Raw genomic sequence first — 15,008 nt, forward strand, 5'->3', positions numbered from 1 at the left:
TTTCAGTTGGAGCTTTTTTATGCTATTAAAATAGGTTGATGGTGATGGTTGAATACTTGTGTGTTAATAAATGTTATTATTCATTTAATAACATTACCATTTTTCTCCCACTAGCGTCTATGTCTTGTTTAAGTAATTTTCGAGTCTTGTAATCTAAGTAGTAGGTGCTAACTACCGAATTGTTAGATATTTCATCTGTTGTTTGTATTTTCCATACCTGTTTTTTTTCTCCATTTAAATTAATCGAAGTCTTTTGTACATTTTTTATTGTTGCAGAAATAACCCCTGTTTTAGCATGCGGATTATAATCAAAGATTGAAATTACAGCCGAGTAGTAATCGTTTAAAGGAAGCCATCTTATTAATTGTGGGTAAAAGTTACTGTCAAAATAAGGTTGTTTGGTAGTTTCTGATATAATGGTTTTTTCTCCTGTCTTTTTATTTGAATAATAACCCGTTACCTTTTTACCGAAATTTAAAACCATATCTCGTTGTTGGTTAAAAGAAGAATGGTAAATAGGAGCTAGGTTTTTAGCTTTAACAATTGTGCTATCAACCCATTTAGAAGTTGATCTGTTCATGTTAACTGTTGTGGTAATTAATATTTCTTTCTTTTTCTTTTTGATATCCGTGAACACTTTTCCAATTTCAATTTTGATAGTGTCCTTTAACATAAACCAAGTCATTTCGTAACTTTCATTTTTGACAAACTGTTTATCAATTTTTGTGTTACTTGGGGTTAAAAAATTTTCTTGAGCAAAAGTTTTAATTGATGTGGAAAGCGCAAGAAGTAAAGCGTATTTAAAAACTCTTATCATGTTTTATAGATTTATTATTATATGGTTTATAAGTAGATAAGATTAATGATTTGTTACACTTATTCTTGTTAATAAATGTATCTCAAGGATTGTCTTTTAGAAAACATAGTACATTTAAGTTTTTAGCTTCTTTTGTAGGTATGTTTAGACAAGATGTGCCTGTAGTGAATGACGACAGGGTATTACATAATGATATAAAGAATGCAGAAAACTTTATTAATAACCTAACTATTGAAGTTGACGAATTATATTAACTAATCATCACATAAATTAACATAAAAAGCTCAAGTTGTAAATTTACAACTTGAGCTTTTTATTTGTGTGCTTACACCATAGATTTATTACAATAAGTAGCTTTTTCAAAGTCTCTAATGTTGATAGAAATGATTGGAACTTCAGGAAACATTAATTTTAATTCAGTAACAATTTTTTCTGAAAGATTCTTTTTTTTGTAGAGTGCTTCTGCCTTCCATGATATTAGCAAAAATATGGATGAAATCATCATTAGTATTTCCTACAGTATAATACTCAAATGGATTTATTCTTACTTTAATATCCCTTTTGTCAAAAAGATTTGTTGATTCTGCTGTATCATAAACTTTTTGAATAATTTCTTTTGGTGATTTTAATTTGATAATGTTTTCAGAGCAATCAATTACAAAATGTGGCATAATTATTTTTATTTAGTTGTATTGTATGAAGTTATGAGTCAAATAACTTTTAGTTGCACATGCTATAAGGTAATTAATAGTAAATTCAAACAAAGTTGAATCTGTTATAATTCTAGGTTGTAAGTGGTTAGATAATGTTTTTCTTTCTGCTAAAAGATTATTTTTTAGCACGCTCCACTAATTCCAATTGCTCAATTTTAGCTTCCGTAGTGAACAAGCCGTAATTAATAAACGCTTTTTTCTTTTCTATTTTGTCAATGGTCCCTACAGCGTTTCCGTCAATTAAACGAACTCTGTCATTTACTTTAAAAACATAGGCGGCTCTTTCTTTTGCAATTTTTTCTGCTTCTTTTTTCTTTTCTTCTCTAACCTTTACAACTTTTTGAAGCACTTCTTTTTCTACTTTTTTAATTGCCTCCTGTTGTTTTTGTGTAGCAACTTTTTCTTCTTTCTTTTCTGTTTTAGTTTTCTTTTTAGGTGGGTTTTTCTTTATGTACTTGGTCTTTTCTGCCATTGCCCATTTGAAAAAACTAGCAGAAAGTTCTTTTTTATTATTTGTTTGGAAGTATTTATTAAGCATTTCATTAATATTTCTTCCTAATGATAACATACGTTGGTTGTTATCGTATAATTCTTGAAAACCTTCTAATTTTTCACGTATTTTAAGTTCTTTCTCTTGTAAGTTTTCAATATGCTCTTGTCCTTTAGATTTTTGTTTGTTTAAACTTTCAGAAGTTTTTTGTAAACGATTTCGCTCCTTTTGAAGTTTAGAGATTGTTTTATCTAAACGAACTTTTTCAGTTTCAACGCGCTTTTTAGCACGGTTAATTAAGCTATATGGAATTCCGTTTTTCTGCGCTACCTCAAACGTAAAAGAACTTCCTGCCTGTCCGATATACAATTTATATAAAGGCTCTAAAGTACGCTCATCAAACTGCATATTAGCATTTGTAACATTATCTAACTCATCAGCTAGTACTTTTAAGTTGGCATAGTGTGTGGTTATAATTCCGAAGGCTTTCTTTTCATAAAACTCTTCTAAGAAAATTTCAGCTAAAGCACCTCCTAACTCAGGATCGGAACCCGTACCAAATTCATCAATTAAAAACAAGGTGTTATCATTACACTTTCTTAAAAAGTAACGCATGTTTTTTAATCGATAGCTATAGGTACTCAATTGATTTTCGATAGATTGGTTATCACCAATATCAGTTAAGATAGTATTGAAAAGTGTGGTTTCACTACGTTCATGAACAGGAATTAATAATCCACTTTGTAACATTACTTGTAACAAGCCAATTGTTTTAAGTGTAATACTTTTACCACCAGCATTAGGTCCTGAAATTACAATAATTTGTTGCTGTTCACTTAACTGAATGGTCTGCGGAATGGTTTCAATATCCTTAGCCTTATTTTTTTGCCATAAAATAGGATGAAAAGCATTTTTTAGAAAAACTTTTTTCTCCTTAGTAATTTTAGGAAGTAGTCCGTTGATGCTCTTAGCATATTTTGCTTTAGCACCCACCAAATCTAAATGTGTTAAAAACAAAACATACTCATTTAAAAGCGGAGTATAAGGACGTATTTCAGTAGCTAGATACCTTAGTATACGTACTACTTCTTGCTTTTCTTCATACAAAAGGTTTTGTAACTCCCTGCTGTAAGCCAACGTGGCTTGTGGAGCGATATAAACAATGTTTCCTGACTTAGAAGAACCTAACAAACTTCCTTTAACCTTACGTCTGTGCATAGCTAAAACAGCTAATACACGTTGATTGTCAACAACGGTTTCTTTAATATCATCTAAATATCCACTCGACATGTTTTTACTCAAAGCCCGAGAAAAGCTTTCAGAAATTTTACCTCTAACGGAACCAATTTCTTTTCGTATTTGTTTTAAAGCAGGAGAAGCATTATCCGCAACCTCACCATACGGGGTAATAACTTTTTTAATATTATCTACAATAACCGTGGTGAACTCAACTTCATCACTTAGAGCAAATAGTGTAGGGTAGTAGGTTTGAAACTTCTTTAAAAATTTCTTTTGTTCATTTACTGTTTCTGAAACTGATGAAACTTTTAAGAAACCATCTGTTTCTAAAAAACTATTTTCAATAGCGAGTCGCTTAATTTCTTCAGAAATATCTTCAAAATAATGATTAGGAATTCTGTTTTCGTTTTCAAAAGAAGACAAATATTCATTCACCATATTTAATTCAAAAAATAACTTTTTTTTGTTTGAAATAGGCTGAACTAGCATTGTTTTTTCTTTTCCTAAATTTGAAATACAATGCGTTGCAACTTGTTCTAAAACTGTTGTAAACTCTAAATCTTGAAGTGTTTTTTCTGTAATGTTTTTAGTCAAAATAGTATATTTGAAACCACGACAAAAATAACAAACAATGCAAGTAAAAATTAATGATAGCTGGAAAAATATTTTACAACCTGAATTTGAGAAACCATATTTTGAAAATCTTACTGAATTTGTTAAAAATGAATATTCAAACCATATGTGTTACCCAAAAGGATCAGATATTTTCGCAGCGTTTGATTTTTGTGCGTTAGATGATTTAAAAGTGGTGATTTTGGGTCAAGATCCATACCATGGAGTAGGGCAGGCAAACGGATTGTGCTTTTCGGTACATGATGGTATTACACATCCACCATCATTAATTAATATTTTTAAAGAAATTGAAAAGGACGTAAATATTCCATATCCAAAAAGTGGCGATTTGTCCCGTTGGGCAAAACAAGGAGTGTTGTTATTAAACGCAACTTTAACTGTAAGAGCAGGTGAGGCAGGAAGCCACCAAAAGCAAGGTTGGGAACAATTTACTGATGCTGTAATTCAGAAAATTTCTGAAGAAAAAAAGGATGTTGTGTTTTTACTTTGGGGAGGTTTTGCTAAGAAAAAAGCAAAACTTATTGATAAAAATAAACATCATATTTTAACTTCAGGCCACCCATCACCATTAAGTGCTAATAGAGGGTATTGGTTTGATAACAAACATTTTTCTAAAACCAACGATTTTTTACAAAGTATAGGTTCAGCAACTATTCAATGGTAATTTCGGGTAAAATAGTTTTGTTGTAATACGGTAAAATAATAGCATCTAACATATCTTCAGTAACATCAGGATAATGAACTTCAACAATTTTGTTAGTGTTAATCCATTTTTCAATTTTAGGAAGCTGTTTTTTACTCAATTTTTTTACAACAGTAACTCCCATTTCTTTTAAAGTAACAGCATTGCATTGTTGTTCGTATTGATTTTTCATAGGAATAACCAATAGTTTTTTACGTAAATACAACGCTTCAGTAGGTGTTGCAAAGCCTGCTCCACAAATTACTCCTTTTGCAGAAGCCATACTTCGGATAAATGCATCGTCGTTGATAGGTAGGATTGTAATATTATGAAAAAATTGATGCTCTTTTGTTTTCTTAGAAAAGACTTGCCACTTTATGTCTTTTACTTTTGAAAGTACTTTGACTATTTTTTCATCGCTATAAGAAGGTAAATACACAGTATAATGTCCTTTGTTTGTAATATTTCTATAGCGAATTTCTTTACGGATTATAGGCAAGAAAGTAGAAGACGAGTGTGTTTTAAAATGAAAACCAAATTTATTCTTAGCAGGAGCGTAATATTTGATTATTAGTCGTTCTAATCTAAATTTTTGATAAGCTGAATTTTTCTCATTTAATAAAGCGTTTTGATTACTTAAAGAAATAATAGGAACATTTCTAAAAAGACATGCCCAAGCAGATATTGGTTCAAAATCATTAATTACTAAATCGTATTCTTTTACAGGAAGTGTTTTAATTTCTTGGTAAACTTTTTTTAAGTTTAAGCTGTTTAAAGTGTTAACTAGGTCGATTCCTCCCTTTTTACCAAAAACGAAGCCCAATCCATGTAATTTATATTTTATGTTGAAAGGAAGCTCTATTTCGTATTGTGATCCACTAACCAATACATCTACATCCCCACGTCTTTGTAAATGTGGAATAATTTCTAAGGCTCTACTTGCATGTCCATTTCCTGTTCCTTGAAAAGCATATAATATTTTCATCTTTTTAAATTTTTTATAATTGGTTGTTTTCAGAAAATTATCTATTTAATAGATACTAATCATTCCTTAACTTAATGCCTATAATGGGCTTCATGGTTATTGGGTTTTAATGTTAAATTCTTTGAGGAGCTCTGTAAAAAGTTCGCTATTATTGTGTTCAGAACTAATTAGCTCTAAGTCTTTTACAGGGTAGTCTAAATGAATATTTTTAGCTATCTCATCTTTTTCGTATTCATATAAAGACCACGCTTTATTTTTATATTCTAAAGCTGTTAAATTTTCAATCCAATCGCCAGAGTTTAAGTAAGTAGTGCTTCCTTTTTCAGTTTCGATTGTTCTTATTTCAGGTTGATGGATATGACCGCAGACTACATAGTCATAAGCCTCATCAATTGCAATATCTGCAGCGGTGGTTTCAAAATTATTAATGAATTTAATGGCACTTTTTACGCTGTTTTTAATCTTTTTAGAGAATGAAAGCCTGCTATAGCCCATTTTATGACTTATCCAGTTTACAATCGTATTAATAAGGATTAAAAAATCATAACCCATTCCGCCTAGCTTAGCAAGCCATTTAGAGTGTTGCATGGTGACATCGAAAACATCTCCGTGAAAAAACCATCCTTTCTTACCGTCAATATCTAACACTACTTTATTTACGATTTCGAAGCTTCCTAAGCGAAAGCCTTTAAACCTACGTAACATTTCATCGTGATTTCCTGTGATATAGTAAACTTTTGTTCCAGAAGTGATAAAATTCATCAGTTGCTTGATGATTTTCATGTGAGGTTTAGGAAAGTAACGCTTGTTGAACTGCCAAATATCAATAATATCACCATTTAAAATCAATATTTTTGGATTGATGGTTTTTAGGTAATTATGAAGCTCTGTGGCTCTGCAACCAAAAGTTCCTAAGTGAACATCTGATATTACAGCAATATCTAATTTACGTTTTTTGTGTTTTTTCATTCTAAGTGTACTTCGATATGTATCAAAGTTACTTTTTGAATGTTTTTAAAAAGTGAAGTAATTATAAAATATTGGTAATAAAATCTTTACTAAAAAGTTCAGTAAAGGTTGCGTAAAAGTAAAAAGCTCGGTTTTACCGAGCTTTTTATATATAGTTTTTAAAAAAGATTACTTGTTGTACAATACCCATTCCCCTTTTTCTAATAAAGGAATAGCTTGCTTGTACTTAACCTCTTTTTCTTCACCTGACATTACATTTTTGATAGTAACTTTTTCGTTACGACCAATTTTTGGTTGTTCACGAACAATAGTTTCTACAGCTTGCTGTTCTTGTGTTTGTTGGTTACGAGCATTGCTAATAGCTTGCTGTGTTGAGTTTTGAACTTCGTCCTTACGTAAATCTAAATGCTCACGTTGTTGTTCACGAGCTTCTGATACTTGTGAAGCTTCTTGACTTGGTAATTTTCCTTTGAACAAGAATGATAACACTTCTTTGTTAACTTTATCAATTGTTTCTTGGAATAATTCGAAAGCCTCAAATTTATAAACTAATAAAGGATCTTTTTGCTCGTACGTAGCATTTTGAACAGTTTGTTTCAACTCATCCATTTTACGTAAGTGATCCTTCCAATTTTCATCAATAATCGCTAAAGTGATGTTTTTCTCAAAATCATTTACTAGTGACTTTCCTTCACTTTCGTAAGCTTCTTTTAAGTTGGTAACTACTTGTAGTGTTTTAGAACCATCTGTAAAAGGAACAACGATACGCTCGTAACGATCACCTTCGTTTTCAAAAACGTTTTTAATTACTGGGAATGCATTTTCAGCATTTCTTTCCGCATCGTTTTTGTAGTGTTCTGTTACTATTTTGTATAGCTTGTCAATTAAATCTTGCTCTGATGTTCTATTGAATTCTTCTTCAGAAAAAGGAGAAGTCATTGCAGAGAAACGAATTAATTCGAATTCAAAGTTTTGGAAATCTTTTGCTTCTTTATTTTGTCTTACAATTGAATCACAAGTATCATAAATCATGTTTGCGATATCAATCTGTAAACGCTTTCCATCTAAAGCATGACGACGACGCTTGTATACAAACTCACGTTGTGCATTCATAATATCATCATACTCTAATAAACGCTTACGAATACCAAAGTTGTTTTCTTCTACTTTTTTCTGAGCTCTTTCAATAGATTTTGAAATCATAGAGTGCTGAATTACTTCGCCTTCTTTTAATCCCATTCTATCCATCATCTTCGCAATTCTTTCTGAACCAAATAAACGCATTAAGTTGTCGTCTAAAGCTACATAGAATTGAGAAGAACCTACATCTCCTTGACGTCCTGCACGACCACGTAACTGACGGTCTACACGACGAGAATCATGACGCTCTGTACCAATAATAGCTAAACCACCTGCAGCTTTTACTTCCTCAGATAATTTAATATCGGTACCACGACCAGCCATGTTTGTTGCAATGGTTACCACTCCAGGTTTACCAGCTTCAGCAACTACATCTGCTTCTTTCTTGTGTAATTTTGCATTTAATATATTGTGAGGAATCTTACGGATTTGTAACATTCTTCCTAATAATTCAGAGATTTCAACAGAAGTAGTACCTACTAGTACTGGTCTTCCTTCTCCAACTAATTTTACGATATCTTCAATTACAGCGTTGTACTTTTCACGAGTAGTTTTATAAACTAAATCTTGTTTGTCGTCTCTTTGAATTGGTTTGTTTGTTGGAATTTCAACAACATCTAATTTGTAGATTTCCCAGAATTCACCAGCTTCTGTAATTGCAGTACCTGTCATACCAGATAGCTTACGGTACATTCTAAAGTAGTTCTGTAAAGTAACGGTAGCAAACGTTTGCGTAGCGTCTTCAATCTTCACATTTTCTTTAGCTTCAATTGCTTGGTGTAATCCGTCAGAGTAACGACGACCGTCCATAATACGACCTGTTTGCTCGTCTACAATCATTACCTTATTATCCATTACCACATACTCTACATCTTTTTCAAAAACAGTGTATGCTTTTAAAAGTTGATTCATGGTATGAATACGCTCACTCTTTATGCTAAACTCACGGTATAGTTCTTCTTTTTGATCAGCTTTTTCTTCTGGAGTAACGTCGCTATTATCTATTTGACCAACTTTTACACTAATATCTGGTAAAACGAAGAATGTTTCATTTTTTGTGATATCAGAAAGGTGTGCGATACCTTTATCAGTTAAATCAATTTGATTGTTTTTTTCTTCAATAGTAAACCATAATTCAGCATCAACTTCAGGCATTAGCTTGTTGTTGTCTTGCATGTAGAAGTTTTCAGTTTTTTGAAGGATTTGTTTAACTCCTTCTTGAGATAAAAACTTAATTAAGGCTTTGTTTTTAGGAAGACCTCTATAAACTCTTAGTAATAAGAAACCACCTTCTTTAGTGTCGCCTTCTTTAATTAAACGTTTAGCTTCAGCTAAAACACCTACTAGATATTTATTTTGAAGAGAAACTAAATCGGCAACTAGAGGCTTTAATTCATTAAATTCATGATTATCTCCTTGTGGTACTGGTCCAGAAATAATTAACGGTGTACGAGCATCGTCAATCAAAACAGAATCCACCTCATCAATAATAGCATAGTTTGGCGCACGTTGTACTAAGTCTTTCTTAGAGTTTGCCATGTTATCACGTAGGTAGTCGAATCCAAATTCATTATTGGTTCCGTAGGTAATATCTGCGTTATAAGCTTCTCTACGTGCTTCTGAGTTTGGTTGGTGGAAATCAATACAGTCAGTAGATAACCCGTGGAACTCAAAAATAGGAGCCATCCACGCACGGTCACGTTTTGCTAAGTAGTCGTTTACAGTAACAACATGTACTCCGTTACCAGTTAAAGCGTTTAGGTATACAGGTAATGTAGAAACTAATGTTTTACCTTCCCCTGTCATCATTTCGGCAATTTTACCTTGGTGTAATACAGATCCACCGATTAACTGAACATCATAATGAATCATGTCCCAAATAACCTCTTTACCTGCAGCATCCCATGAATTAGCCCAAAAAGCTTTGTCGTCTTCTAGTGTGATATGTTCTCTAGTAGCTGATAACTCTCTATCAAAAGGAGTTGCAGTTACCTCTATTTCTGTATTGTTAGTAAAACGTTTTGCAGTTTCTTTTACAACAGCAAAAGCCTCTGGCATAATGTCTAACAAAACAGCTTCTGAAGCTTCGTAAGCTTCGTCTTTTAATTTATCAATTTCTGTATAAATGTCTTCTTGACGATCAATATCTGCATTTTTAGCTTCTTCCTCAAGCTCAGCTATTTTGTCATTAAAAGATTTTGTAGCGTCTTTAATTTTAGATTTAAATTCGATTGTTTTTGCCCGTAATTCATCATTTGATAAACTATTTAATGAATTTTCAAAAGATCGTACTTTTTCAACGATCGGTTGTAGTGATTTTAGGTCCTTTTGTTGTTTGTCTCCAACAAATAGTTTTATAATCGAATTTAAAACGCTCATTTGTAAAATATTGTTTTATAGCTAATTAAGTTGTTTTTAATTAGCGTTTTTTGTGTTTTTTATTGAGTGCTTAAAAGTAAGCAAAAAAAAAGCCTCTGTAAAAGAGACTTTTTATTATTTATTTTTTTCTAGTATTCATCTTCATTCCAAAGATAATCTTCTTCAGTAGGGTAATCTGGCCATATTTCAATAATAGAATCGTATGCCTCACCTTCATCTTCGATATCTTGTAAGTTTTCTACCACTTCTAACGGTGCTCCAGTACGAATAGCGTAATCAATTAATTCGTCTTTAGTTGCAGGCCAGGGTGCATCTGCTAAATAAGATGCTAATTCAAGTGTCCAATACATTTCTTTATCTGTTTAATAAGATTTTCCGCAAAAATAATTTTTTTTTGTAAAAAGTCAAGTTTTTTTTAAAAAATGTGAAATCAATAATTAAAGAACTTAGTTAAAGCTTTTCAGGAATCCATTTAATTTCCTCAGCTTGTAAGTCTTGGGTCAACTTTCGTGCCAACACAAAAAGGTAGTCAGAAAGTCGGTTTAAATACTTTAAAACAGTATCGCTAATTGTTTCTTCTTCGTTTAAAGCCACAGCTAATCGTTCCGATCTACGGCATACGCAGCGTGCTATGTGACAAAATGACACGGTTTGGTGACCGCCAGGTAATACAAAGTGTGTCATTTGAGGTAGGTCTTTATTCATAAGGTCAATTTCGTCTTCTAAAAACTGAATTGAGTCTTCATTAATTTTAGGAATGTTTAAGCGTTCTTTACCACTTTTTAAAGTTTCCTTTTCTGGTGGTGTAGCTAACATGGCACCTAAAGTGAATAAATCGCTTTGAATTTTTGTTAATTTCTTTTTCAGAGTTTCGTTAATGTTTTGGTCTCTGATTAGTCCAATGTAAGAGTTAAGTTCATCAACAGTTCCATAGCTTTCTATTCTTAAATGATGTTTAGGTACTCGGGTGCCACCAAATAGGGCAGTGGTACCTTTATCACCTGTTTTAGTGTATATTTTCATATGTTTTTTACTTGTTTGATTATTTTTTTAAGATAGCTAATTTATCTAAAATATAATCAGGACAACGCATAGGTTTTTTTGTTTTATTGTTAATAAATGCTAACACAGTATTTCCAGTTGAAATTAGTTCGTTATTTTGATTGGTAATTTCATAGTCGAATTCAATTTTTACTGAAGGTGTTTTTTTTAAAATGGTTGTAATGGTTAATTCATCGTCGTATAATGCCGACTTTTTAAAGTTACAAGATAAAGAAATAACAGGCAACATGATTCCTGTTTTTTCCATATATTTGTATGTAACGCCCAGAGAACGTAGCCATTCGGTACGACCAATCTCAAAAAATTGTGCGTAGTTTCCATGATAAACTACTCCCATTTGATCAGTTTCAGCATACCGAACACGTATAGTTGTGTGATGTTTTTGCAAAAGAATATTTTATTTTAATTGCATTAACGATACGCAAAAAAAAAATAAAAGTCAATAGTGATTTGATTTTTTTATACTAAAATTTATTCACACTTTTGTTCGCCCAGACTTTCATGTTTGGTGTCCCCTAAACCTGAATAAAAATTAACAACTAAAATTGTTTTTTACCAATATGACTAAAACAGCCGATTCAGTTTGGATGGAATGCTTGTCTTTTATTAAGGATAACATTAAGCCACAGGCATATAAGACTTGGTTCGAACCGATAAAGCCAATTAAATTGGCGGGGGAAGCTTTGACAGTTCAAGTACCAAGTAAATTTTTTTACGAGTGGTTAGAAGAGCATTACATTAAATTGTTAAGAGTAGCTTTGGTTCGTCAGTTAGGAAATGATGCTAAATTAATTTACGATGTACGTATGGAGAATACGTATAGTAGTAATAGCCCTCAGACTGTAAAAATACCTAGTTCAAACCGTAACCCTTTAAAACCACAAAAGGTAACAGTTCCGTTAGAGTCAAAACGAGAACTTAAAAATCCATTTGTTATTCCGGGGTTACAAAAGGTGAAGATAGAATCTCAACTAAATCCAAATTATAACTTTGTGAATTTTGTTGAGGGAGATTCTAACAGATTGGCACGTTCTGCTGGTATGGCTGTAGCAAATAAACCAGGTGGAACTTCATTCAACCCATTGTTAATATATGGAGGAGTTGGATTAGGAAAAACACACTTAGCACATGCTATAGGTGTTGAAATAAAAGATAAATATCCAGATAAAACTGTATTGTATATTTCTTCTGAAAAATTTACACAACAGTTTATTGATTCGGTAAAATCGAATACAAGAAATGATTTTATTCACTTCTATCAAATGATTGATGTGTTGATTATTGATGATGTGCAGTTTTTATCAGGAAAAGCAGGAACACAAGATGTATTCTTTCATATTTTCAACCATCTACATCAAAATGGAAAACAGGTTATTTTAACTTCAGATAAAGCACCTGTTGATATGCAAGATATTGAACAACGTTTACTTTCTCGTTTTAAATGGGGGTTGTCAGCTGAATTACAAGCACCAGATTATGAAACAAGAATTTCTATTTTACAAAACAAGTTATACAGAGATGGTGTTGAAATGCCTGAAGAAATTGTTGAGTATATAGCGAAGAATATCAAGTCTAATGTTCGTGAGCTAGAAGGAGTGATAATTTCAATGATAGCTCAAGCTTCTTTTAATAGAAAAGAGTTTACAATTGAACTAGCAAAACAGATTGTAGATAAATTTGTAAAGAACACGAAAAAAGAATTGTCTATTGATTACATTCAAAAAGTTGTATCAAAATACTTTGATATGGATGTGGCAACTTTACAATCTAAAACACGTAAACGTCATATTGTACAAGCACGTCAGTTAGCTATGTATTTTGCAAAACGTATGACAAAGTCATCATTAGCAAGTATAGGAAGTCAAATAGGTAAAAGGGATCATGCTACTGTATTACATGCATGTAAAACTGTTGATAATTTGACTGAAACAGATAAGCAGTTTAAAAAGTACGTAGAAGACTTAACAAAAAAGTTAACTTTATAAACAACGAACCTCACCTAGTGAGGTTTTTTTATGAGTATGAAAAAAATATTAATGGTTTGTTTAGGAAATATTTGTCGATCTCCTCTTGCCGAGGGAATTTTACAATCTAAATTATCTTCAGGGAATTTTGCAGTAGATTCAGCAGGTACAGCTGGTTATCATGTTGGCGAATTACCTGATGGGCGCTCTATTGAAGTAGCTAGGAAATATGGGATAGATATTACTAATCAACGATCAAGAAAGTTTGTAAAAGCTGATTTTGATAAATTTGACATTATTTTTACGATGGATCAAAGTAATTATGGTGATATTGTAGCCATGTCTGAAAATGAAGAGCAGCATGAAAAAGTAAAAATGATTTTGAACGAATTACATCCTAATGAAAATAGGAGTGTTCCAGATCCGTACTATGGAGGAGATCAAGGTTTTGAAAATGTATACAAAATGTTAGATGAAGCGTGTGAAATTATAGCTTCAAAATTAGAACAGAAATAATGAAAGGTAAATTATACTTGATTCCCACAACGTTAGGTGATACTGAGCCATTAGAGGTAATGCCCTTATCAGTAAAAAAGGTAGTAGAGCAATTAGATCACTTTATTGTTGAAAACGAAAAGTCTGCTAGAAGATTTATTAAAAGAATTACACCAACAAAGTCGCAACCTTCATTGGAGTTGATGTTGTTAGATAAGTATTCAGATGATTTAGAAACCAAAAATTACTTAGATGCTTGTGAAAAAGGTATATCTGTTGGTTTACTCTCTGAAGCTGGGGTGCCAGCTGTGGCAGATCCAGGTGCAAGTATTGTGAAGTTAGCACATCAAAAAGGAATTCAGGTAGTTCCATTGGTAGGCCCTTCTTCTATTTTATTGGCAATTATGGCTTCTGGTATGAATGGGCAGAGTTTTGCATTCAATGGATATTTACCTATTGATAAATCAGATAGAAAAAAAGCAATTAAAGATTTAGAGAAGCTTTCAAAAGAAAAAAATCAGTCACAGCTTTTTATCGAAACTCCTTACAGGAATGAAAAAATGTTAGATGATTTACGTGCTACTTTATCTCCTGATACAAGAGTTTGTGTGGCGTGTGATATAACACTTCCAACAGAGTATATTAAAACACTAACGGTGAAAGAATGGAAGCATGTAAAAACGGATTTACATAAACGACCAGCTATCTTTATCATCCATAAATAAAAAAAAGCATCGATTCAATCGATGCTTTTTTTTATTGTTTTCTTATTAGTTAAACCGTGGGCTTCTTATTGGCTTTGATGTTAGAAACATCATAACCAGCAAACTTCTTAAGGTATGATTGTATAGAGGTTCCATAGGCATCATTAAAACGGATAGATCCATTCGAACGTAAGAACTTTTTTACATTACCTGCACCACTTAAATGTGCTGCTGCTAAAATACCTGATTCGGTTATTTTAACTCCATTAATGGTTTTGCCAACACTTCTCTTTATGTCTTTTCTTAAAATCCATTTGTTTAATTTACAATAAGCGACAAATGTGCGTTCTTGTAATTTTGGGTTTTTAAGAAAGTGAGTGGTGTTGTAAATTCTAAATCTCTTTAGGGTTTCCTTACCAAATTGGTATTTCCCTAAGTATCCAAGTGTGTTAACTACTCTATACCTGCCTTGTGATTCTTTAAAAGCTAAAGCTTCTTTAAATCCTACAAAATCATTTAATAAAAAAGGAATGTTAACCTTTTCTACCTTATGAATTGGTATTGGCGTTGTTGTAGTAGTTTTTTCTTTTTTAGCTGTAGTCTCTGTAAAACTGGTTAATAATACAAATCCTAAAAACACTAATACTAAATGTCTGATAATTAAATACTTTCTGTTTAGCGATGCAAAGATACGGCATTTTTTTACAACAGGCTATAAATCAATAATTTACAGTTG

The 15,008-nt window shown here is 32.0% G+C and carries 15 protein-coding genes; 5 read left to right on the top strand and 10 right to left on the bottom strand.

Annotated features, from left to right (window positions below):
• Window positions 1–76 precede the first annotated feature (76 nt).
• Window positions 77–817 carry a DUF3108 domain-containing protein gene (locus VBY68_RS10655; protein WP_099216382.1) on the bottom strand — a complete coding sequence of 247 codons (741 nt, stop codon included), beginning with the start codon at window positions 815–817 and terminating at the stop codon, window positions 77–79.
• Between the two features lie 50 nt (window positions 818–867).
• Here VBY68_RS10655 and VBY68_RS10660 point away from each other — a divergent pair, with 50 nt between their 5' ends.
• Window positions 868–1,071, top strand: coding sequence for a hypothetical protein (locus VBY68_RS10660; RefSeq protein WP_415269709.1), 204 nt, complete (start codon window positions 868–870; stop codon window positions 1,069–1,071).
• A 162-nt stretch (window positions 1,072–1,233) separates the two neighbouring features.
• Here the strand turns inward: VBY68_RS10660 and VBY68_RS10665 are convergent, their stop codons facing one another.
• On the bottom strand, window positions 1,234–1,488 hold the full coding sequence (locus VBY68_RS10665; protein ID WP_415269710.1) for a 5-carboxymethyl-2-hydroxymuconate Delta-isomerase: 255 nt from the start codon (window positions 1,486–1,488) through the stop codon (window positions 1,234–1,236).
• Window positions 1,489–1,645: 157 nt separating this feature from the next.
• Window positions 1,646–3,853 carry an endonuclease MutS2 gene (locus VBY68_RS10670; protein ID WP_415269711.1) on the bottom strand — a complete coding sequence of 736 codons (2,208 nt, stop codon included), beginning with the start codon at window positions 3,851–3,853 and terminating at the stop codon, window positions 1,646–1,648.
• A 37-nt stretch (window positions 3,854–3,890) separates the two neighbouring features.
• Here VBY68_RS10670 and VBY68_RS10675 point away from each other — a divergent pair, with 37 nt between their 5' ends.
• Window positions 3,891–4,556 carry a uracil-DNA glycosylase gene (locus VBY68_RS10675; RefSeq protein WP_028892678.1) on the top strand — a complete coding sequence of 222 codons (666 nt, stop codon included), beginning with the start codon at window positions 3,891–3,893 and terminating at the stop codon, window positions 4,554–4,556.
• Here VBY68_RS10675 and VBY68_RS10680 read toward each other — a convergent pair.
• The 6 genes from VBY68_RS10680 to VBY68_RS10705 form a co-directional block, all read right to left on the bottom strand.
• Window positions 4,543–5,559, bottom strand: coding sequence for a glycosyltransferase family protein (locus VBY68_RS10680; RefSeq protein WP_415269712.1), 1,017 nt, complete (start codon window positions 5,557–5,559; stop codon window positions 4,543–4,545). The two genes, VBY68_RS10675 and VBY68_RS10680, sit on opposite strands and share 14 nt — an antisense overlap.
• Window positions 5,560–5,655: 96 nt before the next feature.
• Entirely contained in the window at window positions 5,656–6,528 is an 873-nt protein-coding gene (locus VBY68_RS10685; protein WP_415269713.1) for a UDP-2,3-diacylglucosamine diphosphatase, read from the bottom strand.
• 168 nt (window positions 6,529–6,696) lie between these two features.
• Window positions 6,697–10,047, bottom strand: a complete 3,351-nt coding sequence (secA, locus tag VBY68_RS10690; protein WP_415269714.1) for a preprotein translocase subunit SecA — start codon at window positions 10,045–10,047, stop codon at window positions 6,697–6,699.
• A gap of 128 nt (window positions 10,048–10,175) precedes the next feature.
• Window positions 10,176–10,397, bottom strand: coding sequence for a DUF2795 domain-containing protein (locus tag VBY68_RS10695; RefSeq protein WP_047789198.1), 222 nt, complete (start codon window positions 10,395–10,397; stop codon window positions 10,176–10,178).
• 100 nt (window positions 10,398–10,497) lie between these two features.
• The gene (locus VBY68_RS10700; protein WP_124590841.1) at window positions 10,498–11,070 is read right to left on the bottom strand and encodes a cob(I)yrinic acid a,c-diamide adenosyltransferase; all 573 of its coding nucleotides are present in this window, start codon (window positions 11,068–11,070) and stop codon (window positions 10,498–10,500) included.
• Window positions 11,071–11,089: 19 nt separating this feature from the next.
• Window positions 11,090–11,497, bottom strand: a complete 408-nt coding sequence (locus VBY68_RS10705; protein WP_099216391.1) for an acyl-CoA thioesterase — start codon at window positions 11,495–11,497, stop codon at window positions 11,090–11,092.
• 172 nt (window positions 11,498–11,669) lie between these two features.
• Here VBY68_RS10705 and dnaA point away from each other — a divergent pair, with 172 nt between their 5' ends.
• From dnaA to VBY68_RS10720, 3 genes are read left to right on the top strand one after another with little or no spacing between them, the layout of a single operon-like run.
• Entirely contained in the window at window positions 11,670–13,094 is a 1,425-nt protein-coding gene (gene dnaA / locus VBY68_RS10710; protein ID WP_047789195.1) for a chromosomal replication initiator protein DnaA, read from the top strand.
• A 36-nt stretch (window positions 13,095–13,130) separates the two neighbouring features.
• Window positions 13,131–13,589, top strand: a complete 459-nt coding sequence (locus tag VBY68_RS10715; protein WP_415269715.1) for a low molecular weight protein-tyrosine-phosphatase — start codon at window positions 13,131–13,133, stop codon at window positions 13,587–13,589.
• Window positions 13,589–14,293 carry an SAM-dependent methyltransferase gene (locus VBY68_RS10720; protein WP_121147138.1) on the top strand — a complete coding sequence of 235 codons (705 nt, stop codon included), beginning with the start codon at window positions 13,589–13,591 and terminating at the stop codon, window positions 14,291–14,293. The genes VBY68_RS10715 and VBY68_RS10720 overlap by 1 nt, the downstream gene beginning before the upstream one ends.
• Before the next feature lie 49 nt (window positions 14,294–14,342).
• Here the strand turns inward: VBY68_RS10720 and VBY68_RS10725 are convergent, their stop codons facing one another.
• The gene (locus VBY68_RS10725; protein WP_415269716.1) at window positions 14,343–14,912 is read right to left on the bottom strand and encodes a peptidoglycan-binding protein LysM; all 570 of its coding nucleotides are present in this window, start codon (window positions 14,910–14,912) and stop codon (window positions 14,343–14,345) included.
• Between the last annotated feature and the right edge of the window lie 96 nt (window positions 14,913–15,008).

It is taken from the genome of Tenacibaculum ascidiaceicola, assembly GCF_047470925.1.
GTDB lineage: Bacteria > Bacteroidota > Bacteroidia > Flavobacteriales > Flavobacteriaceae > Polaribacter > Polaribacter discolor.

What these genes read in the sequence shown, in the direction of transcription:
- VBY68_RS10655 (WP_099216382.1), bottom strand. Translation starts at nt 817, where the DNA reads ATGATAAGAGTTTTTAAATACGCTTTACTTCTTGCGCTTTCCACATCA.
- VBY68_RS10665 (WP_415269710.1), bottom strand. Translation starts at nt 1,488, where the DNA reads ATGCCACATTTTGTAATTGATTGCTCTGAAAACATTATCAAATTAAAA.
- VBY68_RS10675 (WP_028892678.1), top strand. Translation starts at nt 3,891, where the DNA reads ATGCAAGTAAAAATTAATGATAGCTGGAAAAATATTTTACAACCTGAA.
- VBY68_RS10680 (WP_415269712.1), bottom strand. Translation starts at nt 5,559, where the DNA reads ATGAAAATATTATATGCTTTTCAAGGAACAGGAAATGGACATGCAAGT.
- VBY68_RS10685 (WP_415269713.1), bottom strand. Translation starts at nt 6,528, where the DNA reads ATGAAAAAACACAAAAAACGTAAATTAGATATTGCTGTAATATCAGAT.
- secA (WP_415269714.1), bottom strand. Translation starts at nt 10,047, where the DNA reads ATGAGCGTTTTAAATTCGATTATAAAACTATTTGTTGGAGACAAACAA.
- VBY68_RS10695 (WP_047789198.1), bottom strand. Translation starts at nt 10,397, where the DNA reads ATGTATTGGACACTTGAATTAGCATCTTATTTAGCAGATGCACCCTGG.
- VBY68_RS10700 (WP_124590841.1), bottom strand. Translation starts at nt 11,070, where the DNA reads ATGAAAATATACACTAAAACAGGTGATAAAGGTACCACTGCCCTATTT.
- dnaA (WP_047789195.1), top strand. Translation starts at nt 11,670, where the DNA reads ATGACTAAAACAGCCGATTCAGTTTGGATGGAATGCTTGTCTTTTATT.
- VBY68_RS10715 (WP_415269715.1), top strand. Translation starts at nt 13,131, where the DNA reads ATGAAAAAAATATTAATGGTTTGTTTAGGAAATATTTGTCGATCTCCT.
- VBY68_RS10720 (WP_121147138.1), top strand. Translation starts at nt 13,589, where the DNA reads ATGAAAGGTAAATTATACTTGATTCCCACAACGTTAGGTGATACTGAG.